This is a genomic window from Afipia sp. MLSD5-FHT05B12 (assembly GCF_058793355.1).
On record NZ_JBXAFS010000003.1, the window covers coordinates 193348 to 213632 of the forward strand.

At 60.9% G+C, this 20285-nt stretch carries 16 protein-coding genes and 1 tRNA gene; 2 read left to right on the forward strand and 15 right to left on the reverse strand.

Annotation, left to right across the window (positions count from 1 at the left end):
* Nucleotides 1-112: 112 nt before the first annotated feature.
* The 14 genes from rpoB to AC1Q6J_RS05700 form a co-directional block, all read right to left on the reverse strand.
* Nucleotides 113-4246, reverse strand: coding sequence for a DNA-directed RNA polymerase subunit beta (gene rpoB, locus AC1Q6J_RS05635; RefSeq protein ID WP_492278346.1), 4134 nt, complete (start codon nucleotides 4244-4246; stop codon nucleotides 113-115).
* Between the two features lie 406 nt (nucleotides 4247-4652).
* The gene (gene rplL, locus AC1Q6J_RS05640) at nucleotides 4653-5033 is read right to left on the reverse strand and encodes a 50S ribosomal protein L7/L12 (protein ID WP_235100702.1); all 381 of its coding nucleotides are present in this window, start codon (nucleotides 5031-5033) and stop codon (nucleotides 4653-4655) included.
* A gap of 52 nt (nucleotides 5034-5085) precedes the next feature.
* A complete protein-coding gene (gene rplJ, locus AC1Q6J_RS05645; protein WP_040425888.1) occupies nucleotides 5086-5604 on the reverse strand; it encodes a 50S ribosomal protein L10 in 519 nt (172 codons plus the stop codon).
* A 620-nt stretch (nucleotides 5605-6224) separates the two neighbouring features.
* Entirely contained in the window at nucleotides 6225-6896 is a 672-nt protein-coding gene (locus tag AC1Q6J_RS05650) for an Isoquinoline 1-oxidoreductase subunit (RefSeq protein WP_492278347.1), read from the reverse strand.
* Nucleotides 6893-9082, reverse strand: a complete 2190-nt coding sequence (locus tag AC1Q6J_RS05655) for a xanthine dehydrogenase family protein molybdopterin-binding subunit (protein ID WP_492278348.1) — start codon at nucleotides 9080-9082, stop codon at nucleotides 6893-6895. The genes AC1Q6J_RS05650 and AC1Q6J_RS05655 overlap by 4 nt, the downstream gene beginning before the upstream one ends.
* A 3-nt stretch (nucleotides 9083-9085) precedes the next feature.
* Nucleotides 9086-9550: a (2Fe-2S)-binding protein gene (locus tag AC1Q6J_RS05660; protein WP_492278349.1), complete on the reverse strand. Its 465-nt coding sequence runs from the start codon at nucleotides 9548-9550 to the stop codon at nucleotides 9086-9088.
* Nucleotides 9551-9740: 190 nt separating this feature from the next.
* The gene (locus AC1Q6J_RS05665; protein ID WP_492278350.1) at nucleotides 9741-10688 is read right to left on the reverse strand and encodes a 2-hydroxyacid dehydrogenase; all 948 of its coding nucleotides are present in this window, start codon (nucleotides 10686-10688) and stop codon (nucleotides 9741-9743) included.
* Nucleotides 10689-10874: 186 nt separating this feature from the next.
* Nucleotides 10875-11564, reverse strand: coding sequence for a 50S ribosomal protein L1 (gene rplA, locus AC1Q6J_RS05670; RefSeq protein WP_425991171.1), 690 nt, complete (start codon nucleotides 11562-11564; stop codon nucleotides 10875-10877).
* Between the two features lie 5 nt (nucleotides 11565-11569).
* The gene (gene rplK, locus AC1Q6J_RS05675) at nucleotides 11570-11998 is read right to left on the reverse strand and encodes a 50S ribosomal protein L11 (protein WP_002712322.1); all 429 of its coding nucleotides are present in this window, start codon (nucleotides 11996-11998) and stop codon (nucleotides 11570-11572) included.
* Nucleotides 11999-12240: 242 nt separating this feature from the next.
* Complete coding sequence (nusG, locus tag AC1Q6J_RS05680; RefSeq protein ID WP_006021087.1) at nucleotides 12241-12771, reverse strand: transcription termination/antitermination protein NusG; 531 nt, start codon at nucleotides 12769-12771, stop codon at nucleotides 12241-12243.
* A 16-nt stretch (nucleotides 12772-12787) separates the two neighbouring features.
* The gene (secE, locus tag AC1Q6J_RS05685; RefSeq protein ID WP_024574987.1) at nucleotides 12788-12982 is read right to left on the reverse strand and encodes a preprotein translocase subunit SecE; all 195 of its coding nucleotides are present in this window, start codon (nucleotides 12980-12982) and stop codon (nucleotides 12788-12790) included.
* A 454-nt stretch (nucleotides 12983-13436) separates the two neighbouring features.
* Nucleotides 13437-14336: a hypothetical protein gene (locus AC1Q6J_RS05690; RefSeq protein WP_492278351.1), complete on the reverse strand. Its 900-nt coding sequence runs from the start codon at nucleotides 14334-14336 to the stop codon at nucleotides 13437-13439.
* A 498-nt stretch (nucleotides 14337-14834) separates the two neighbouring features.
* Nucleotides 14835-15266 (reverse strand): hypothetical protein, encoded by a 432-nt coding sequence (locus tag AC1Q6J_RS05695; protein ID WP_492278352.1) that lies wholly within the window; start codon nucleotides 15264-15266, stop codon nucleotides 14835-14837.
* A gap of 299 nt (nucleotides 15267-15565) precedes the next feature.
* A tRNA-Trp gene (locus tag AC1Q6J_RS05700) sits at nucleotides 15566-15641 on the reverse strand.
* Nucleotides 15642-15836: 195 nt separating this feature from the next.
* On the opposite strand from AC1Q6J_RS05700, the gene AC1Q6J_RS05705 reads away from it, so the two are divergent.
* A complete protein-coding gene (locus tag AC1Q6J_RS05705; protein WP_492278353.1) occupies nucleotides 15837-17561 on the forward strand; it encodes a sensor histidine kinase in 1725 nt (574 codons plus the stop codon).
* 115 nt (nucleotides 17562-17676) lie between these two features.
* The gene (locus tag AC1Q6J_RS05710; protein ID WP_492278354.1) at nucleotides 17677-19638 is read left to right on the forward strand and encodes a methyl-accepting chemotaxis protein; all 1962 of its coding nucleotides are present in this window, start codon (nucleotides 17677-17679) and stop codon (nucleotides 19636-19638) included.
* Nucleotides 19639-19695: 57 nt separating this feature from the next.
* On the opposite strand, the gene AC1Q6J_RS05715 is transcribed toward AC1Q6J_RS05710, so the two are convergent.
* Nucleotides 19696-20208, reverse strand: coding sequence for a DUF6778 family protein (locus AC1Q6J_RS05715; RefSeq protein WP_492278355.1), 513 nt, complete (start codon nucleotides 20206-20208; stop codon nucleotides 19696-19698).
* Nucleotides 20209-20285 lie beyond the last annotated feature (77 nt).

Consider the following 20285-nt stretch of genomic DNA (forward strand, 5'->3'; position numbering starts at 1 on the left):
CTCCCGCTTGCGGGGGAGGGTCAGGGAGGGGGAAGCTCAGAAAAAAGAGCCCCCACCCGCCGGACTGCGTCCGGCGACCTCCCCCGCAAGCGGGAGAGGCAGCAAATCAAATTTACTCGGCGGCCTCTGACGTCGTCGTCGTCGGGCCGAGCTTGGAATTGTGCAGGTCGACGTTGAGGCCGAGCGAGCGCATTTCCTTGACCAGCACGTTGAACGATTCCGGGATACCCGCTTCGAACGTGTCGTCGCCGCGCACGATGGCCTCGTACACCTTGGTACGGCCGGCCACGTCGTCCGACTTCACGGTCAGCATTTCCTGGAGCGTGTACGCCGCGCCGTAAGCCTCGAGCGCCCACACTTCCATTTCGCCGAAACGCTGTCCGCCGAACTGCGCCTTGCCGCCCAGCGGCTGCTGGGTCACGAGCGAGTAAGGACCGATCGAACGCGCGTGGATCTTGTCATCCACGAGATGGTGCAGCTTGAGCATATAAATGTAGCCCACCGTCACGTTGCGATCGAACTGATCGCCAGTGCGTCCATCGTACACGGTCGACTGGCCGGACTTGTTCATCCCGGCGAGGTCGAGCATGTCCTCGATGTCCTTCTCCTTGGCGCCATCGAACACCGGCGTTGCGATCGGCACGCCCGCGCGCAGGTTACGGCCAAGCTCCATCAATTCCGCGTCGTTGAGCGTCTTGATGACCTCGTCGTCGCCGTAGACCTTCTTCAAGGTCTCCTTGAGCGGCTTCACGTCCGACTTGCCGGCGCTGTAATACGCGTCGACCGCCTGCCCGATCCGCTTGCCGAGGCCAGCACAGGCCCAGCCAAGATGCGTTTCGAGAATCTGTCCGACGTTCATGCGCGAAGGCACGCCGAGCGGATTGAGCACGATGTCGGCATGCGTTCCGTCTTCAAGGAACGGCATGTCTTCGATCGGCACGATCTTCGACACCACGCCCTTGTTGCCGTGACGTCCGGCCATCTTGTCGCCGGGCTGAATCTTGCGCTTCACCGCGACGAAGACCTTGACCATCTTCATCACGCCGGGCGGCAATTCGTCGCCACGCTGAAGCTTTTCGACCTTGTCGAGGAAGCGCTGTTCAAGGCCCTTCTTCGATTCGTCGTACTGCTTCCGCATGGCTTCGATTTCAGCCATCAGCTTGTCGTTCGGCGAGGCGAACTGCCACCACTGCGACTTCGGATATTCCTCGAGCACCGCGCGGGTGATCTTGGTGTCCTTCTTGAAGCCCTTCGGGCCAGCAATGCCCTGGCGGTTTTCAAGCAGGTCAGCGAGACGGCCATAGACGTTACGGTCGAGAATCGCCTGTTCGTCGTCGCGGTCCTTGGCAAGACGCTCGATCTCTTCCCGCTCGATCGCCAGCGCACGCTCGTCCTTGTCGACGCCGTGGCGGTTGAACACGCGGACTTCCACGATCGTGCCCTGCACGCCCGGAGGAACGCGCAGCGAGGTATCGCGAACGTCGGAGGCCTTCTCGCCGAAGATGGCGCGCAGAAGCTTTTCTTCCGGCGTCATCGGGCTTTCGCCCTTCGGCGTGATCTTGCCGCACAGGATGTCGCCGGCGCGAACTTCCGCGCCGATGTAGACGATACCGGCTTCGTCGAGGTTCTTCAGCGCTTCTTCCGAGACGTTCGGAATGTCACGGGTGATTTCCTCAGGTCCGAGCTTGGTGTCGCGGGCCATGACTTCGAATTCCTCGATGTGGATCGAGGTGAAGACGTCGTCCTTCACGATCCGCTCGGAGAGCAGGATCGAGTCTTCGAAGTTGTAGCCGTTCCACGGCATGAACGCGACGAGCACGTTGCGGCCGAGCGCGAGTTCGCCGAGATCGGTCGACGGACCGTCCGCGATGATGTCGCCCTTCTTGACCTGATCGCCCACCTTCACCAGCGGACGCTGGTTGATGCAGGTCGACTGGTTCGAGCGCTGGTACTTCATCAGGCGGTAGATATCGACACCCGACTTGGTCGGATCGAGATCTTCCGTCGCGCGGATAACGATACGGGTCGCGTCAATCTGGTCGATCACGCCGGTGCGGCGGGCGGCGATCGCAGCGCCCGAGTCACGGGCCACGACGCCTTCCATGCCGGTGCCGACGAACGGCGCTTCGGCGCGCACCAGAGGCACGGCCTGACGCTGCATGTTCGAGCCCATCAGCGCGCGGTTGGCGTCGTCGTTCTCAAGGAACGGAATCAAAGCTGCGGCGACCGAAACCAGCTGCTTCGGCGACACGTCCATGTAGTCGACGCGATCCGGCGGCAATTGCAGAACTTCGCCCGCGTGGCGGCAGATCACCAGATCGTCGGTGAATCGGCCCTTGTTGTCGAGCGGCACGTTCGCCTGAGCGACGCGGTAGCGGCCCTCTTCCATCGCGGAGAGATAGACCACGTCGTCGGTCACGCGGCCGTCCTTGACCTTGCGGTAAGGCGTTTCCACGAAGCCGTACTTGTTCACGCGCGCGAAGGTCGCGAGCGAGTTGATGAGACCGATGTTCGGGCCTTCCGGCGTCTCGATCGGGCAGATGCGGCCGTAGTGCGTCGGATGCACGTCGCGGACTTCGAAGCCCGCGCGTTCGCGGGTCAGACCGCCCGGTCCAAGCGCCGAGAGACGGCGTTTGTGGGTGATTTCCGACAGCGGATTGGTCTGGTCCATGAACTGCGACAGCTGCGACGAGCCGAAGAATTCACGAACGGCAGCGGCGGCCGGCTTCGCGTTGATCAGGTCCTGCGGCATGACGGTATCGATATCGACCGACGACATGCGCTCCTTGATCGCGCGCTCCATGCGCAAGAGACCGATGCGGTACTGGTTCTCCATCAGTTCGCCGACCGAGCGAACACGGCGGTTGCCGAGGTGATCGATGTCGTCGATCTCGCCCTTGCCGTCGCGCAGGTCGACCAGCGTCTTGATGACGGCCAGGATGTCTTCCTTGCGCAGCGTGCGCATGGTGTCCGGCGCGTCGAGTTCGAGACGCATGTTCATCTTCACGCGGCCGACGGCGGACAGGTCGTAGCGCTCCGAGTCGAAGAACAGTGACTGGAACATGGCCTGCGCGGAGTCGAGCGTCGGCGGCTCGCCCGGACGCATCACGCGATAGATGTCGAACAGCGCGTCTTCACGCGTCATGTTCTTGTCCGCGGAGAGCGTGTTGCGGATGTAGGGGCCGATGTTGACGTGATCGATGTCGAGCAGCGGCAGTTCCTTGTAGCCCTGCTCGTTCAGCGCCTTCAGCAGCTTCTCGGTGATTTCCTCGCCGGCTTCGGCGTGGATTTCGCCGGTCTTCGGGTTGACGAGGTCTTCCGCGAGATAATTGCCGACGAGTTCATCGTCGGACAGGCGCAACGCCTTGAGGCCCTTTTCCTGGAGCTGGCGCGCGGAGCGCACGGTCAGCTTCTTGCCGGCTTCGAGCACGACCTTGCCGCTGTCGGCGTCGATCAGATCGTTGATGGTCGAATAGCCGCGGAAACGGTCAGCGACGAACGGCACGCGCCAGCCGTCCTTGATCCGCTTGTACTGAATCTTCTTGTAGAACGTGGAGAGGATTTCCTCGCCATCGAGACCGAGGGCGAACATCAGCGACGTCACCGGAATCTTGCGGCGGCGGTCGATACGCGCGAACACGATGTCCTTGGCGTCGAACTCGATGTCGAGCCACGAACCGCGGTATGGAATCACGCGCGCGGCAAACAGCAGCTTGCCCGACGAATGGGTCTTGCCCTTGTCGTGATCGAAGAACACGCCGGGCGAGCGATGCATCTGCGAGACGATGACGCGCTCGGTGCCGTTGACGACGAAGGTGCCGTTCATCGTCATGAGCGGAATGTCGCCCATGTAGACATCCTGCTCCTTGATGTCCTTGACGGACTTGGCGCCGGTTTCTTCGTCAATATCGAACACGATGAGGCGCAGCGTCACCTTGAGCGGCGCAGCGAAGGTCATGCCGCGCTGGCGGCACTCATCGACGTCATACTTCGGCTGCTCGAATTCATAACGAACGAACTCGAGCTGCGAGGTTCCCGAGAAATCGTTGATCGGGAACACCGAGCGGAAAACGGCCTGCAAACCCTCGTCCAGCCGCCCGCCGGTGGGTTCATCGACCATCAGGAACTGATCATACGATGCCTTCTGAACCTCAATGAGGTTCGGCATCTCGGCAACTTCCTTGATGTGTCCGAAGAACTTACGAACGCGTTTGCGACCAGTGAAAGTTTGCTGCGTCTGCGCCATCGTGGCCTCTCATTTTCGCCGCCCTTGACTGGCGGCTGCTTCCGGAGTGCGATGGGCACCGCATCCGGGTTGAATTTCAAATCGCCCGGACAACCATCCCGGCGCCGCGGCGTCCGAGCTTCAGGCGGCGGGCAACCCCGCTCCGAATCTCAAGACGCAAAATGACGCGCGGAGCGCTGGAGCGCTCTGCCCGTCGAAACAATCCCTACGGCCTGTTAAAGCCCGAAATATCTCGTCTCCCAACGTCCCGCCTTGAAATCGATCCGGGTTTCAAAGGGCGATCCGTCCTTTCGTGCCTCCGCCTATGTAGGCGGTCATCGCGGCGATTCGAGGGGGTCAATCATCGAACCGTCACACATTAAAGTGTCCGGCCGACCCCGAAGGACCGGCCGGGAAACGTAACGACTTACTTGAGTTCGACCTTGGCGCCAGCCTTCTCGAGCTGAGCCTTGATCTTTTCGGCTTCGTCCTTGGCAACGCCGTCCTTGACGGGCTTCGGCGCGCCTTCGACGAGGTCCTTGGCTTCCTTGAGGCCCAGGCCGGTGATGGCGCGGACTTCCTTGATGACTTCGATCTTCTTGTCGCCAGCCGAAGCGAGAACAACCGAGAACTCGGTCTTCTCTTCAGCAGCGGCAGCACCGCCGCCGCCAGCGCCCGGAGCAGCAGCCACCGCGACAGCGGCGGCAGCCGAAACGCCCCACTTCTCTTCGAGAAGCTTCGCCAGTTCAGCAGCCTCGAGAACCGTGAGGCTCGAGAGGTCGTCCACGATCTTTTGCAAATCAGCCATTTTAACTTTCCTTCAGCGTATCAGTTCGAACCAGTTGAGATGGAGAATGGCGTCACGCCGCTTCACCCTTTGAGGCATAGGCCTGAACCACGCGGGCCAGCTTCGCAGCAGGCGCGGTGGAGAGCTGAGCGATCTTGGTCGCCGGCGCCACAAGGAGGCCGAGGATCTTCGCGCGCAGTTCATCAAGCGACGGCAGCGAGGCAAGCGCCTTCACAGCGTCGGGATTCAGGACGGTGGTTCCCATCGCACCGCCAAGGATGACGAACTTCTCGTTCGCCTTGGCGAATTCGATAGCAACTTTCGGTGCTGCTACCGGATCGTTTGAAGTCGCGATCACGGTCGGCCCCTTCAACAGGGAACCGATGGAAACAACATCCGTGCCTTCCAGAGCAATTTTGGCGAGACGGTTCTTCGAGACCTTCACCGAGGCGCCAGCCTGCTTCATCTGCGTCCGCAGAGTCTGCATCTGGGCAACGGTCAGGCCGGAATAATGAGCAACGACCGCAACGCCCGTGGTCTTGAAGACCCCGTTCAGCGTTTCGACCGCCTCTTTTTTTGCCGCTCGTTCCACAGCAAGCTCTTTCCGGTTGGCGGTCCGCTTGAGACAGAACCGCCGGGTTGCACCGATCGTCCTGCCCGCTGGCCTCGAGACATTCATCTCTCAACACGTCGGGCACGACGACATTTCGGAAGCCTGCCCTCTCGCCCTGGTCTGCCCTGCGGCTCGCCGGAACGAGGTGTCGAGGTTCGAACCAAATCCGCAGCCACCGCCGAATCGGGGGTGGGTCACGAAATCCGGTTTTCACCCGTCTGTGCAGGAGATTAAGCGAAGCCGTTTCCACGAGGGATCAGGCAAGGCACCTGCAGTCTTGGACAGGATCGGAGCGTTCCCCGGGTTTGACGCCAGAGACAGCCCCTGCTCATTTTCTTCTTTCAAGACAAAGGCTTTCCGTTCCTGTGAGCAATCCATGCGGAATGATCGACGAGGAATGGACTCCTATTGGTTTGATTTTCGGAAAACGAACACGGACGCGCCAGCGATAGCCAGCACGCCCGGAAAGGAATGTTTAACGGGTCAGGCTCGCCTTGCCAAGGGGATTCTGAGTTCCATAAGCATTTTTCGGGCCAGAAGCCGCGCGGTCAGGCCGCGCGGCGAAGCGGTCCGAAGCATAACGAATCGGGTTTTTAAGTTCAACCTCTTGTATTTGCTACAATTTTCGGACACGCGGCCCCGGCCGCGGCCCACGCCTTGATCAGATCGCCAAACTCCTTCTGGCTTCCGGGCGCAGGCGTCCGGTTGGCACCCGGCGCCCAGGCCCAGCCGACCAGGCTGTCTTCGGCCATATGCTTCACAAGTGCGGCCATGTCCTTGCCGTCGTTGCGCTTCGGATCCTTGATCTGCTCGCAGATCTGGCCGAGCGATTTGCCCTGCCACGCCATCTCCAGCGGCGCGAGATGCCACTGCGGGTGACCGGGCACACCGGCCGGATCGAAGTTGGTTTCGTGGTGGCAGGTGTTGCAGGCCAGACCGCCCGCCGCGCCCATGCCGCCTTCCCCGCGCACCACCAGCGGCTGATGTGGAGTCATCTTGTTGGTCTGCGTCGGACGCTCCGTCGCGGGGTGACAGTTCATGCAGCGCGGCGACATCAGCACCTTGCCGGCTTCCTCGAACAGCGCGATCGCCCGCTCGTTGGCATTCTTGATGTCGCTAAAGCTCGACACCGGCTTCAGCTTGACCGGGTTGACCGGCGGCTCCATCGCGGCATCCGCCTCGCCGCGAAATGCGGGGCCCGTGAATGCCAGCAACGTCGCGGCGAAGGCGCCCGCGCCTAACGCCAACACTCCTTGCCTGACCAACCTCATGCCGATGCTCCCGGGACGATGGGCAACTGCCTTGGACGCACCTGTCCGAGTTTCGCCATTGCGTTAGCGACCGCGGGACCGATCGGCGGCACACCCGGCTCACCGACGCCCGTTGGCTTCTCGGTCGATTTGACGACGGTGACCTCGATCGCCGGCATCTCGTTGATGCGCAGCGAGCGATAGGCATCGAAGTTGCCCGGCACGACGCGGCCATCTTCCATCGGCACATCGGCATACAGGATATGACCGAGGCCGAACCCGATGCCGCCCTCCATCTGCGCGCGGATGATGTCCGGATTGACGGCGATCCCGCAGTCCACCGCGCACCAGACCTTATGGACCTTCGGGCCTTCCGCCTCCATCGACAGTTCGACGATCTGCGCAACAAAGGTATTGAAGCTCTCGACCACCGCGACGCCACGCGCACGGCCGGGCTCAAGCTTCGCATTCTTCCAGTCCGCCAGTTCCGCGACCGCGCGAAGCACGCCGGCATGGCGCGGCTTCTTGCTCATCAGCTCAAGACGGCCCTCGACAGGGTCCTTTCCGGCGGCCTCAAGCAGTTCGTCGACGAACGCTTCGACCGCATAGCCTGTATGGGTGTGTCCGACCGAACGCCACCACAATACCGGCACGCCGACATCGACCTGATGCAGGTCGCATTTGAAGTTGGCGACCTCGTAGGGGATTTCGTTCGACCCTTCATAGGCCGTCGAGTCGAGGCCGTCCTTGAAGGTCATCGCCTCGAACGGCGACCCCTTCATGATCGACTGGCCGACGATGGTATCGCTCCAGGCCTGGATCTTGCCGTCGCGCACCACGCCGCGCATGCGATGCACGCTGAACGGACGATAGTATCCGCCGCGCATATCGTCTTCGCGGGTCCAGACCAGCTTGATCGGCTTGCCGGGGCCGATGGCCTTCGCCACCTCGGCGAGTTCGGCAGCGACATGCATCGTCTGCTGCGCCCGCCGTCCAAAGCTGCCGCCGGCAAGAATGGTCTTCAACTCAACCTTCTCCATCGGCACGCCGAGAATATTCGCGATAGCGGCATGGTCCGGAGTCGGAAACTGGCTCCCGAAGCGCGACGATACCGTGTCGCCTTTCCAGTGAATGAAAGCGTTCAGCGGCTCCATCGCCGCATGGGCCAGATACGGGAAGGCGAACTCGGCTTCGATCAGGCGGCCGCCCGGCCTGGCGGCTTCTGCTTCGAAATCGCCTTCCGTCTTCACGGTCTTGCCCGGCGTCTTCGACAGATCGCGAAACTCGGTCAGCAGTTGCTGCGTGCCGCGCTTCTCGGCCTTGCTGTCGTCCCAGGTGATCTTCAAAAGATCGCGCGCGGTCTTGGCCGGCCAGAAGCCCTTGGCATAGACCGCAACGCCGGTCGGCACCTGCTTCACATCGACGACGCCGGATACGGCCTTCGCCGCCGTTGCGTCGAACGACGCAACTGTGGCGCCAAAGCGCGGCGCCCGCGCGATCACCACCGTGAGCATGTCCGGCTCGTTGATGTCGAGTGTGAACACCGCGGTGCCGTTCGACTTTTCGGCACTGTCGAGACGCTTGACCGCACCCTCCTTGCCGATGAACTTGAACTGCGACGGATCCTTCAGCTTCGGATCGGCCGGCACCGGCATCTGGTTCGCCTTCTCGGCAAACGCGCCGAAACGGCCTTGCTTGCCCGACGGATGCTTGATCACGCCGTTCTCGACCGTGATCTCCGCCGCAGGCACGTTCCACTCCCTGGCGGCGGCGGCCACCAGCATCGCGCGCGCGGCGGCGCCGACCTTGCGCATCTGCTCGTAGGAATTGGCGATGGCGGTGGAGCCGCCCGTACCCTGCACACCGAAGAACAGGTTCTTGTAGAGCACCGGATTGGACGGCGCGTGATCGGCACGCATCTGCGACCAATCGGCGTCGAGTTCCTCGGCGACCAGCGTCGCCATGCCGGTGAATGGCCCCTGCCCGAACTCGATGTGCTTGCAGAGCACCGTAACGGTATCATCGGGCTTGATGATCAGGAACGTATTCGGCGTGAGGTTGACCTGCGCAGCGGCTGGCGCTTGCGCGAGGGCCTTGCCGTTCCTTGCGATATAGACGCCGATTGCGAGCCCCGCTCCCGCCTTCAGAAGCGAGCGGCGCGTGAGAGCGGATGCGCGAGTGACTGTGCCTTTGATGTGAATATTCATGGCTCAGCCCTCCAGCGACTTGGCGGCATCGTGGATCGCGGCGCGGATGCGCACGTAAGTAGCGCAGCGGCAGATGTTGCCGTTCATCGCGAGATCGATGTCCTCGTCCGTCGGCTTCGGATTGAGCGAGAGCAGCGACGTCGCGCTCATGATCTGACCGGACTGGCAGTAACCGCATTGCGGCACATCGAGCGCGACCCACGCCTTCTGCACAGCTTGGGCTTCGCGGCTCTTGACGCCTTCGATGGTGGTGATTTCGCTGGCGCCCACCGCCGAGACCGGCAACGAACATGACCGCACTGGCTGGCCATCGACATGCACCGTGCATGCGCCGCATTGCGCAACGCCGCAGCCATACTTGGTGCCCATCAGTCCCGCGCCGTCGCGGATTGCCCAGAGAAGAGGTGTTTGCGGGTCGACATCCACACGATGTTCGCCGCCGTTGATCTTGAGTACGAATGCCGCCATCGCGGATCTCCTTCGAAATTCGAAGGCGAACACTACATTCGACTCGTTCTAATCAGCAATCAAACTAATGTGCGCTGCGGCGATATAAATTTTTTCAGTACGCGAGGAACGAAGCATCGCAGTTTGCGTTTCGGCTTCCTATATATGTCAGCATTCACGACATGGATGATGACAAATTTATTTTCCGGCCTCACGCCACCGGATAGCGAAGCTGCTTGCCTGAAAAGAAGGCATCGAGATTCGCGATCACGCAGTCCTGCATGGCGATGTGCGCCTCGACCGTGTGCCCTCCGATATGCGGCGTGAGTACGACGTTGGTCAGTTTCGTCAACGCATCGGGCGCGTGCGGCTCTTTCTCGTAAACATCGAGACCCGCGCCAGCGATGGCGTTGCTCTCGAGCGCGGCAACCAGCGCCTTCTGATCGATGACCGATCCGCGCGAAATGTTCACGATGGTGCCCTGCGGTCCGAGCTTCTGCAAAATATCCGCATTGACGGCGTGCTGCGTATCCGCGCCCGCGCGCACCGCGACCATGAGAATGTCGGACCATTCGGCCAGCGACGCCAGATTCGCGTGATAGGCATAAGGCACGTCATGCCTGCTGCGGCTGTGGTACCCGACTTCGGTTTCAAACGCCGCACAGCGCGCCGCGATCTTCCGGCCGATTTCGCCCATGCCGTAGATGCCGATCTTGCGTCCCGTCATGCCGAGGGGCGGCCGCATCGACGGCGACGGTTTCGCGCCCGACCATCCGCCGCTGCGCACATAGTCATCCGCCTGTAACAACCGCCGCGTCGCCGCCAGCATCAGGGTCATTGCGATATCGGCGACCGCAGCCGCATTCGCCGCCGGACTGTTGCCGACAAGGATCTCGCGCCTCGCTGTTTCCGCGAAGTCCACGCCGTCGTAGCCGGTGCCATAGCAGATGATCGCGCCGAGCGACGGCAGCGTATCGAGTACCGCCGGCGGGATCGCCTGCCCGCCTGCCGTAATCATGGCGCGGATCGTTTTGAGCTGATCGGCGCTGAACGTCTCGATCGGCGGCCTGCCCTTGCCGTCGAGCAAATCGTAACGCTCGCCGATACGCACCATCTGGGCCTTGGGAAAACGTGAATAGATCAGGACTTGATGGGGCATTGCATTTCCACTTGCGTCATGGCCGGGCTCGTCCCGACCATCCACGTCTTAATTGGATATTTCCAGAAAGGAAGACGTGGATGCCCGGCACAAGGCCGGGCATGACGATGAGACATGGGCCCTCTAACAAAAAGGCGGAGCAGCTTTCGCGGCCCCGCCTTCAGATCATTCACAAGCCGTTGCCTATCAGTGCAGGCTGCCCGGCTCGACCTTGACGCCCGGACCCATCGTCGACGAGACCGCAACGCGCTGAACGTAGGTGCCCTTCGATCCAGCAGGCTTCGCCTTCACGACCGCGTCGGCGAGCGCCTTGATGTTTTCGACAAGCTTCTCTTCCGAGAACGAGGCCTTGCCGATGCCGGCCTGCACGATGCCGGCCTTCTCGACGCGGAACTCGACCGAACCGCCCTTGGCGCCCTTCACGGCGTTGGCGATGTCCATGGTCACGGTGCCGATCTTCGGGTTCGGCATCATCCCACGCGGGCCGAGTACCTTACCAAGACGGCCGACCAGCGGCATCATGTCCGGGGTTGCGATACAACGATCGAAATCGATCGCGCCGCCCTGGACCTTCTCAACGAGGTCTTCGGCGCCGACAACGTCCGCACCCGCGGCCTTGGCTTCCTCAGCCTTGGCGCCGCGCGCGAACACGCCGACACGCAACGTGCGGCCGGTGCCGTTCGGCAGAGTGACAACGCCACGAACCATCTGGTCAGCGTGACGCGGATCGACACCGAGATTGATCGCGATCTCGATGGTCTCGTCGAACTTCGCCGAAGCGCGTTCCTTGACCATCTTCACCGCGTCGGTGAGCGGATAGAGGTGCTCACGATCGATACCCTCACGGGCCTTCGCAAGTTTCTTGCCAATAGCCATGATCGTTACCCCGCCACCTGGAGACCCATCGAACGGGCAGAGCCCTCGACCATCTTCATGGCCGCTTCGACGGTATCGCAATTGAGATCCTTCATCTTCTTCTCGGCGATCTCGCGCACCTGCGCTTTGGTCACCTTGCCAGCGACGTCGCGGCCCGGCGCCTTGGAGCCGGACTGGATCTTCGCCGCCTGCTTGAGGAAGTAGGACATCGGCGGGGTCTTCATCTCGAACGTGAACGACCGGTCCGCATAAATGGTGATGACCACCGGGATCGGGGTGTTCTTTTCTTCTTTCTGCGTCTGCGCGTTGAACGCCTTGCAGAATTCCATGATGTTGAGGCCGCGCTGACCAAGCGCGGGGCCGATCGGTGGCGACGGGTTCGCCGCACCGGCCGGGACCTGAAGCTTCAGGTATCCGGTCACTTTCTTAGCCATACTTTACTCCTTCAAACGATCCGGACCATTCCGGATCTTCGTAGGACCGTGGTGCGGTTCGACGGACGGCTGGCGACCGGCTGTCTCCTTCCACGGCATTGCAGAAACAGCCTTCGCTGTCTCTCTCGCGTCGTCCTTCGAGGCTCGGGCGTTGCCCTCGCACCTCAGGATGACGCGAAACTCGTACCGTTATCCTGAGGTGCCCGAGCGGAGCGAGGGCCTCGAAGGATGGCGGCGGTCGATCAGACCTTCTCGACCTGACCGAATTCCAGTTCAACCGGCGTCGCACGTCCGAAGATCGATACCGCGACCTTCACGCGCGAACGCGCCTCGTCGATTTCCTCGACCACGCCGGAGAACGAGGCGAACGGGCCGTCGGCCACGCGCACGTTCTCGCCGATCTCGAACGACACCGATGCCTTCGGACGCTCCACGCCTTCTTGCACCTGATGCAGGATGCGCATGGCTTCGGCTTCCGAAATCGGCATCGGCTTGTTTTCCGCGCCGAGGAAGCCCGTCACCTTGGGCGTGTTCTTGATGAGATGAAACGCCTCGTCGGTGAGGTTCATCTTCACCAGCACGTAGCCCGGGAAGAACTTGCGCTCGGCGTCGATCTTGCGGCCGCGGCGCACTTCCGTGACCTTCTCGGTCGGCACCAGCACCTGCTCGAAAAGATCCTCAAGTCCGCGCTGCTTGGCCTGCTCCCGAATCGATTCGGAGACCTTCTTCTCGAAGTTCGAATAGGCGTGAACGATGTACCAGCGCATGCTCATTGTTTCGGTTCCGCGCTCAGGCCTGAATGCCGAGAAGGAAAGTGATCAGGACGCGAATGATCTGGTCCGCGACGAAGAAGAACACTGAGGACACCGCGACCATAATGAACACCATGATGGTGGTGATCATGGTCTCGCGGCGGGTCGGCCAGGTGACCTTCGCGGTCTCCGAGCGCACTTCCTGCAGAAATTTGAACGGGCTGAGAGCCATCGTCTGTGGTCCGCATCCATAATGCCGGGAAAACGTCGTATCCTGGCGTGATTTCAGTTTATTTCAGGAATCCGGACAGCCCTCTCGTGTGCCCAACCCTCTTTTGAAGGATGAGCCGCCAAGCGGGCTCGATTGTCCGGGATTTCAATGCCGCGCCGGATATCCGTCAAAACGGGCCGGCAGCAGGTGCCGTTATCTACTGTGGGATGGCCGTCAGGTCAAGGTTGAGTGCGCGGGCCAAAGGCCGGAAACGAACGTATTTATACGGTCAAATCTAAGCAGAAACGAGGGCGGAGTTTGATCGTCGGCTCTCGATCGCAGCCCAGCGGCAAGAACGGGCTGGATGTCTCGTGCGCCTGAGCTAGGCTGTGATGGTCGGCCCCGGCTAACCGCCGCCTCGGATACAACAATTAGCAAGCAGCGCAAATGTGGTTGCATCGCAGCATTTTAGAGATCATCGACCCCGCGCGGTCACTCTGTAACCAACAAATACTCGCATAGTGGGGGTAGGAGTGAATGGTGGGGCTGAGCAGTAATCTGGGCGATTAGGCGAAGATTCTCGGAAGAGCCTAGCTGGAATTTTTGCCTTCCTGAGCGCTCGGAATAGCTTAGCTTCATTGCCACCGTTTTCGCATACGATGATACCGGTATGTTTATCCGAACCCTTAAGGTCTTCAATCTTAACCGTGAAAATCGCCTTCTGAAACAAGGGTTTTATAACCTCGTCGCCGTATGCTCGAGGTTCAGGGTCGTCAGGTAGGATTAGTGTGATGATTTGCTTTCGGCCTTCGATTGCATCCGTGAACGCGTCGCGCTGCGCGTCGCTTATTTCGCGGACACTAATGTCCTTCCGGAGCGCTCCGATTTCTTTTTGCCGTTCCGCGTTCTTTAAACTTAGCTCCGCTGCAACAACTTGGACCTTGGCTGTTTGCTCGTTTGCTTTCGCCGCGCTTTCATATGCAATGCCGGCACGCTCTTTCGCTTCTTCTGCAAGCTTGTTAGCGACTGCCGCGCGCTCTTTCGCCTCTTCCGCAAGTTTGTTAGCCACCGCAGCGCGCTCTATCGCCTCGGCCGCCTTCACATTAGCCGCGTTTGTTTCCTCTTGGAGAATACCGAAGATTTCGTGTGTTAGTGCCGCCCTTCTAGTGTGCGCCAGCACTTCGCCCATGGCCGCGACGATCAGTACGATTGCAACTCCTGACGACAGCTTTCGCTTAATGGCTTCAGACTCAAGCCAACTCGTGAACTCTAATATCCAGTCAGCAACTGGAACAACGACCAGCGCGAGTAAGCACCAATATGAAAACCCTTCCCAAAAGGAGAGGGACGATTTCAACAACTCTATGTTGGGCATGTTTTCAAACCAAATTAAGCAGCAAAACTTCTATTCTGTCGTAACAATCGCAGTGTCCATCGCGCTGCTAGCGCTTCTGTTCTTCGCGCGATGGAAATATCCGCCTGAGGGGCGACATGGTCGGCAATAGATGATGTAGGGATATGTCGTACTCAAATCTTTCCATCAAAGTCGAGCGTTTATCCACTCCCAAATGTTTTGACCGAGCCATCCCTGATGCTGTCCGGTGTTCAATTTGGTCACAACTAGACGATCATTATTGTCCATCCGCGTTCTCACATCCGCGTCAATATCGTTAGCGGACGCTGTCGAGTTGAGAAACCAAACGGAATCTAACCCCGGATCTTTGACGTGTTCGTATCGCTCCAAATGTGTGATCAAATTTTGCCGAGCCTGGTCGTAGTTGGGTTTTGCGCGGTTGATATCCCAAGTAATTAAATAGACAGACATCGTCACTCCTTCCCGATGCTGGTTGATGCAGTCTCCTGCAGCGGCGGCTTAGCCGACCGGTGACAAACCATAATCACTACACACCTTGAAAACCGCCTCGTCCCGATATTGAGGAAGCCCACTAGTATCTGGCACCACCACAAATTTTGTCGGCTTCTTGTCGCGAAAAAGCATCCCAAAGTACGGCTTCTCGCCTGTGTATCCCCCATAACTATTCTTGGCGTTGACCATCAGGCAGACGATCACCTCGCCCTTTGAGTTCGTGCCAGCAACCATTTTCCCGAACCGCGCAGAATCAGGGTCTTTCAGCGATGAACGTGTACCTGTTTGAACGGCCACGATGTCAGATTTGTCCAGATTATAGGGCGTGTGCCGTTCGGGAGGTGGGTTTGAAGCCACTGACCTATCGGCTGGTGCTGACGTTTGACAGGCGGCAAGGAAAATCAGCGCGAGCGACGCCGCGCAACGTAGAATGAACATTTGAAAGTCTCCCCAGACCCGATGCAATCCAAGCGCAACTAGTGGTGGAGAGCAAGCCCCGACACGCCTATGCGTCCCGAAGAGGTGTGGGTTTTTTACGACTTTCGCTTTTAGGCTGGAATCCTCGACCCGGCGGATAGCATTACGGCTTCGACAATGGGGGATAAGCACCAAAAATGCACGGTGTTGCTCGCTCATTCGAAGTGGAATTGAAGACTGTCGAATCCGGTCGTGAAAGCGCCAAACCGAAGAACCGAAAAAAATCACAACCAGAAATTTTTGCGATGCCAGTATTTATCTGGCAGGAGCGGCAGGGCTCGAACCTGCGACCCTCGGTTTTGGAGACCGATGCTCTACCAACTGAGCTACGCTCCTACAGAGCCGCCTCTATAGCGAACCATTTTCGCGCCGTCACGTCCCCTCTCGGCGATTTCTCGCTGATTTTCCGGAGAATCCCGCAACGGTTTCTCCGCGATAACCCCCTGATGGAACCCGGTTTCCAGCGATTGCCGCCGTCCGGCGCGCCGCGTACATTAACGAGAAGCTCAACCGGCGGGGGATGGAAACGGTTTGCCGCTTCGCAATGCCATACGCCGCATGTCGCTCACCCACCGGCTGCTGGCCCTCACCCTTGTTGCATCCCTGCCCGGCCTGGCCGCGGTCGCCTATGGTGCATTCGATCTGCGCAACACGCGTTATGCCGAAATCCGGGGCGATGCGCTACGCAACGCACAGGTCGTCGCTTCTGAAATCGGCCAGATCTTCGACGGTATCCAGGGCACGCTACGGGCGGTCGCGGAGGCGGACGAGGTCAACCGGCTCAGCAGCACCGCATGCACCGACTATGTCGTGCGGGTCCGTCCGCATGCCGAACCGCTGACCTCTCTTCTGATCGTCGATCTGGGCGGCAATATCCGCTGCTTCAGTGAGCCAAGTCTCGCCTCCCCGAATCTTGCGGAGCGTGACTACTTTCGCGAGACCGTCGATCAGAAAAAATTCGCGATCGGCCCATTCACCGTCAGCAAGATTTCGAACCGCAACATCATCCCGCTGGCAATCCCCATCATCCGCGACGGCAAGGTCGAAGGCGCGGTGGTGGCCGGCCTCAATCTGGAATGGCTGGGGCAGCAATTGAAGCAGCGCGGCGTCCCGCGCGGCGGCTCCATTCTGATCGCCGACCGCAACGGCATCGTGGTGTCGCGGGAGCCCGCCCCGGAAAAATTTGTCGGCACGAAAATCAGCGACAGCCTCGGCAGAATCGGAATGTCCGCGCCGGGAACCGACGACGTTATCGGGATCGACGGCGTCGCGCGCATCATTGGCTACATCCCCGCGTCGGTGACCCCGTTCGGCCTCTACGTCTCCAGCGGCATTTCGCGCGACGAAGCGTTTGGACCGATCGACCGCGCCGTCCGCAACAGCATCGCGCTGTTCGCGCTCGGAAGCGCGGTTGCGTTCCTGCTGGCATGGCTCGTCGGCGAGAGCATCATCCGCCGGCCGCTGATGCGCATGGTGGCGACGGCCGAGGCCTGGCGGCGCGGTCACGACGCCGCGCGAACCGGTATCGTCGGCCGCAGCGACGAGATCGGCGTTCTCGGGCAGACGTTCGACCGGCTGATGGACGAAAACGCGATGCGCGAAGAACAGCGCGCGACCGCCGAGGAGCGCCGCGAGATTCTGGTCCATGAACTTGCCCATCGCGTGAAGAACACCCTCGCCACCGTGCAGTCGATCGCAAGCTTGAGCTTTCGCCACAGCCAGGGACCGGAGGCACTGCGCCAGTTTCACGAGCGGCTTCAGGCCCTGGTGCGCGGCCACGATCTCCTGACCCGGAAGAACTGGCAGCACGCCAGTTTGTCGGAAATCGCGGAAGCCGCGATGGCGCCTCTGCATCAGGAGCGCGGCCATCGTGTCGCGATCTCGGGACCGGCTGTGGACTTGCCGCCGACGACTGCCGTGCCGATGGCGATGATCCTGCACGAACTCTGCACCAACGCGCTTAAATACGGAGCGCTCTCGAACGACAGCGGCCGCGTCACCATCGGCTGGATGACGCGCGCCGATCCAACAGGCACGATCGTCAGCCTGATCTGGAGCGAGAGCGGCGGGCCGGTTATCCAGCCGCCGGAAGAAGAAGGTTTCGGCACACGGCTGATCGCGAATCTCAGCCGGCAACTGGGCGGCGACTGCAACTTCCGCTACCCGCCCTCCGGTCTCGTCTTCCATTTGAGCATGGTGGCGCCCTCCTCCGAGCCGCGCCACCAGGCGAATGAAACACCTTCAGCGGCCGAATGAAGAATCCGCCTGACGAACAACGCGAAAATGGCGGCCCTTAACCCGGTGTTGATTCAAAATTCGTAAAACTCCCCAACAGAATTCTCTGTCATGGCTCAGGATTTTTGGGGACACGATGCGCAAACTTTGGTCCGTTTCCGCCCGGATTATGATCGCGATTTCACTGGTGGCGGCTGCCTCCTGCGCAGGGCTGGCTGCGTTCGGGCTCTGGCGGCAAAACACCGCGGTCGATCTGGCGCTCCACCGCGAGTTACAATCCGACTACGCCAACATAATCGGCGCCATGGATTCCGATACACGCGCCGTGCAGGCAGTGGCGAACGCGTTGGCGAACATGCCGGAGCTCAAGCCGCTGATCCGCGCGCAGGACCGCGCAGGCATCAATGCGATGCTCGACAAGACACTGAAAGATATCAAGCCTCTCGGCATCGAACTGATCACCATCCAGATACCGCCGGGCATCGCCCTCACCCGGGTTCACAATCCGAAAGCCTTTGGCGACGACATCACCGCCCGCCGCAAGATGATCGTTCAGTCGTTTGCGACGAAAAAGCCGATCGGCGGTGTCGAAGCCGGCCGCGACGTTCTCAACATCTTCGGCGCCACCCCAATCCTCGATGGCGAGACCTTGCTGGGCACGGTCGATGTCGGCGCGCCGTTCGGCGAGACATTCGTGAATTCGATGAAGTCCCGCTTCGGCGTCGATGTCGCGATCCATCAGATCAACAACGACAAGCTTCAGACCCTGGCATCGACGGTCAAGGGCGCTACCGCGTCCCCGGCCATCCTCAAACGCGCGCTGGCCGGAGAATCGATCGTCGTCACAAACTCGCTGGATGGCCAGCCGACCGCCGCGACTTTCGGCCCGCTCAAGAACTTTTCCGGCCAGCCTGTCGCCGTGGTCGAGATCATCCGCAACACCAGGGATTATCAGGAACTCGCTGCCAACTCCGCCAAATGGCTCGCCGCGGGTGCCATTACCGCGGTCCTGATCGCCGTCATGATCGCCGCATGGGTCGGCCGCGGACTCGCCCGCCCCATTGTGGCGCTCGAAGGCGCGATGCGCACGATCACGTCGGGCCGACACGATGTCGTTGTGCCCGGTGCAGCGCGCCGCGACGAGATCGGCTCGATGGCGCGCGCGGTCGAGGTGTTCAAGGATAGCCTGATCGAAACCGGCCGCTTGCGGGCGGCTCAGGAAGATCAGCGGATTGCTTCGGAGAAAGAACGCCGCAGCACCGTACTCGCTCTCGCGGAGCGGTTCGAAACCGGCGTCGGCAGCGTCGTGAATGCCGTGGGTGCCGCATCGACCGAGTTGCGCAACACCGCTGAAAGCATGGCCCGCACCGCGGAAGAAGCAACACAGCAAACGACGGCGGTCGCCGACGCGTCCGAAGAGGCATCGGCAAATGCGCAGGCCGTCGCGGCCGCGATCGAGGAGCTCAACGCCTCGATCAACGAGATCGCCCAGCAGGTCAACGAATCCGCGCAGGTCGCGGGTCACGCGGTCAATCAGGCGAACGACACCAACGCCGAAGTTCAGGGACTGGCGATGGCTGCCCAGAAGATCGGCGACGTGGTGAAGCTGATCAGCGAGATCGCCGCACAGACCAACCTGCTCGCGCTCAACGCGACCATCGAAGCGGCTCGCGCGGGCGAAGCCGGGCGCGGCTTCGCGGTTGTCGCATCCGAGGTCAAGGCGCTGGCAAGCCAGACCTCGAAGGCGACCGACGATATCTCGGCACAGGTCGGCGCCATCCAGTCCGCCACCCGGACCTCCGTCGAGGCGATCGACGGCATCACCCGCACCATCGGCAAGGTCAACGAGATCGCGAGCGCGATTGCGTCAGCCGTCGAGGAGCAAGGCGCGGCTACCCGCGAGATTGCTCACAATGTTGCCCAGGCTGCGAAGGGCACGGGCGAAGTCTCAGCTAACATCGTCGGCGTCCGCGATGCGGCGCGTGAGACCGGCGTCGCCGCCGATCAGGTCGTTTCATCCGCCGCCGAGCTTTCACAGAACGGCGAAACGCTGAAGGCCCAGGTCGACGCCTTCCTGCGCGAGGTACGGGCCGCCTGAGAAGGCCACCCGCGATTCCGCGCAAATCTCATGATGAGAGATGCGCGGATTTCGGTTTCACGACGTCTTGCGCAACAACCACTCACGATAGTTGCTGCCATAACTGTCGGCGATTTTGTCAGTGGTGCTCTGCGCCGAGGCGCTGTCGATCGCTGCCTGAACCGCGGTTCCGAGCACACCCTGCCCCACAACCATTGTCACATTCATTTTCGGATGGGCCAGGATGGTGGCGCCGGTCTTTGCGTCGACCAGATTTGCGTCCGCAACCATGCCATGATGGCCGCCGATGACCACGCGCTGAATTGCCGGCACGACGGTGAAGCTGTGGAGGACGACATTGAGACGCACCGGCCGCGTGCCATTGAGCTGACCGGCCATCGCTTTCTCGACCCCCGCCTTGATCCGCTGCGCCAGCAAATTCCGGGCATAGGCTTTCGCTTCTGGCGTGTTCGTCGCCGTCGCAATCTGGTCGTCGGGGATAGCCTTCGCCGTGGCGTAGGCCCGGATGCCGTCCTCCCATTGCATTGAAGCATCAGGAGCAAAACTGACGGCGATATCCGTCAATTTCATGCTGGAAATATCGTCCTGCGAAAGTGAATTTTTTGCTGTCACGCAGCCAGCGAGCACAAACGCACCCGCAAGCACGG

Excerpts from the sequence above, each read along its gene's own strand:
- rpoB (WP_492278346.1), bottom strand. The coding sequence starts at position 4,246 with ATGGCGCAGACGCAGCAAACTTTCACTGGTCGCAAACGCGTTCGTAAG.
- rplL (WP_235100702.1), bottom strand. The coding sequence starts at position 5,033 with ATGGCTGATTTGCAAAAGATCGTGGACGACCTCTCGAGCCTCACGGTT.
- AC1Q6J_RS05650 (WP_492278347.1), bottom strand. The coding sequence starts at position 6,896 with ATGAGGTTGGTCAGGCAAGGAGTGTTGGCGTTAGGCGCGGGCGCCTTC.
- AC1Q6J_RS05655 (WP_492278348.1), bottom strand. The coding sequence starts at position 9,082 with ATGAATATTCACATCAAAGGCACAGTCACTCGCGCATCCGCTCTCACG.
- AC1Q6J_RS05660 (WP_492278349.1), bottom strand. The coding sequence starts at position 9,550 with ATGGCGGCATTCGTACTCAAGATCAACGGCGGCGAACATCGTGTGGAT.
- AC1Q6J_RS05665 (WP_492278350.1), bottom strand. The coding sequence starts at position 10,688 with ATGCCCCATCAAGTCCTGATCTATTCACGTTTTCCCAAGGCCCAGATG.
- rplA (WP_425991171.1), bottom strand. The coding sequence starts at position 11,564 with ATGGCTATTGGCAAGAAACTTGCGAAGGCCCGTGAGGGTATCGATCGT.
- rplK (WP_002712322.1), bottom strand. The coding sequence starts at position 11,998 with ATGGCTAAGAAAGTGACCGGATACCTGAAGCTTCAGGTCCCGGCCGGT.
- nusG (WP_006021087.1), bottom strand. The coding sequence starts at position 12,771 with ATGAGCATGCGCTGGTACATCGTTCACGCCTATTCGAACTTCGAGAAG.
- secE (WP_024574987.1), bottom strand. The coding sequence starts at position 12,982 with ATGGCTCTCAGCCCGTTCAAATTTCTGCAGGAAGTGCGCTCGGAGACC.
- AC1Q6J_RS05690 (WP_492278351.1), bottom strand. The coding sequence starts at position 14,336 with ATGCCCAACATAGAGTTGTTGAAATCGTCCCTCTCCTTTTGGGAAGGG.
- AC1Q6J_RS05695 (WP_492278352.1), bottom strand. The coding sequence starts at position 15,266 with ATGTTCATTCTACGTTGCGCGGCGTCGCTCGCGCTGATTTTCCTTGCC.
- AC1Q6J_RS05710 (WP_492278354.1), top strand. The coding sequence starts at position 17,677 with ATGCGCAAACTTTGGTCCGTTTCCGCCCGGATTATGATCGCGATTTCA.
- AC1Q6J_RS05715 (WP_492278355.1), bottom strand. The coding sequence starts at position 20,208 with ATGAAATTGACGGATATCGCCGTCAGTTTTGCTCCTGATGCTTCAATG.